The 1191-nt window shown below is 54.2% G+C and carries 1 rRNA gene; it reads left to right on the top strand.

Features of this window, described 5'->3' with window-relative positions:
- Positions 1–1185: ribosomal RNA gene (locus SB659_RS19015) — 23S ribosomal RNA — on the top strand; the annotation flags it as partial.
- Positions 1186–1191 lie beyond the last annotated feature (6 nt).

The raw sequence follows: 1191 nt of genomic DNA, 5'->3' as shown, positions 1-1191 counted from the left end.
TGCTCTGTGGAGCGGGTGTGGGCCGCAGAGACCAGGGGGAAGCGACTGTTTACTAAAAACACAGGTCCGTGCGAAGTCGCAAGACGATGTATACGGACTGACTCCTGCCCGGTGCTGGAAGGTTAAGAGGACCGGTTAGCCCACTTGTGGGCGAAGCTGAGAATTTAAGCCCCAGTAAACGGCGGTGGTAACTATAACCATCCTAAGGTAGCGAAATTCCTTGTCGGGTAAGTTCCGACCTGCACGAATGGAGTAACGACTTCCCCGCTGTCTCAACCATAAACTCGGCGAAATTGCAGTACGAGTAAAGATGCTCGTTACGCGCAGCAGGACGGAAAGACCCCGAGACCTTTACTATAGTTTGGTATTGGTGTTCGGAGTGGCTTGTGTAGGATAGGTGGGAGACGTTGAAGCCCGGACGCCAGTTCGGGTGGAGTCATCGTTGAAATACCACTCTGGTCACTTTGGACATCTAACTTCGGCCCGTGATCCGGGTCAGGGACAGTGCCTGATGGGTAGTTTAACTGGGGCGGTTGCCTCCTAAAAAGTAACGGAGGCGCCCAAAGGTTCCCTCAGCCTGGTTGGCAATCAGGTGTCGAGTGTAAGTGCACAAGGGAGCTTGACTGTGAGAGAGACATCTCAAGCAGGGACGAAAGTCGGGACTAGTGATCCGGCGGTACATTGTGGAATGGCCGTCGCTCAACGGATAAAAGGTACCTCGGGGATAACAGGCTGATCTTGCCCAAGAGTCCATATCGACGGCATGGTTTGGCACCTCGATGTCGGCTCGTCGCATCCTGGGGCTGGAGTAGGTCCCAAGGGTTGGGCTGTTCGCCCATTAAAGCGGTACGCGAGCTGGGTTTAGAACGTCGTGAGACAGTTCGGTCCCTATCCGCTGCGCGCGCAGGAAATTTGAGAAGGGCTGTCCTTAGTACGAGAGGACCGGGACGGACGAACCTCTGGTGTGTCAGTTGTACTGCCAAGTGCATCGCTGATTAGCTACGTTCGGATGGGATAACCGCTGAAAGCATCTAAGCGGGAAGCTCGCTTCAAGATGAGATTTCCATACACATTCATGTGTGAGAGGCCCCCAGCCAGACCACTGGGTTGATAGGCCGGATGTGGAAGCGAGGACTAAAGACTCGTGAAGCTGACCGGTACTAATAGGCCAACAACTAACACCACACACAA

Origin of the sequence: Arthrobacter sp. SIMBA_036 (genome assembly GCF_046535135.1) — a bacterium.
Lineage (GTDB): Bacteria > Actinomycetota > Actinomycetes > Actinomycetales > Micrococcaceae > Arthrobacter.
The sequence above is the reverse complement of the archived record's forward strand: the minus strand, read 5'-3'. Positions and strand labels throughout refer to the sequence as shown.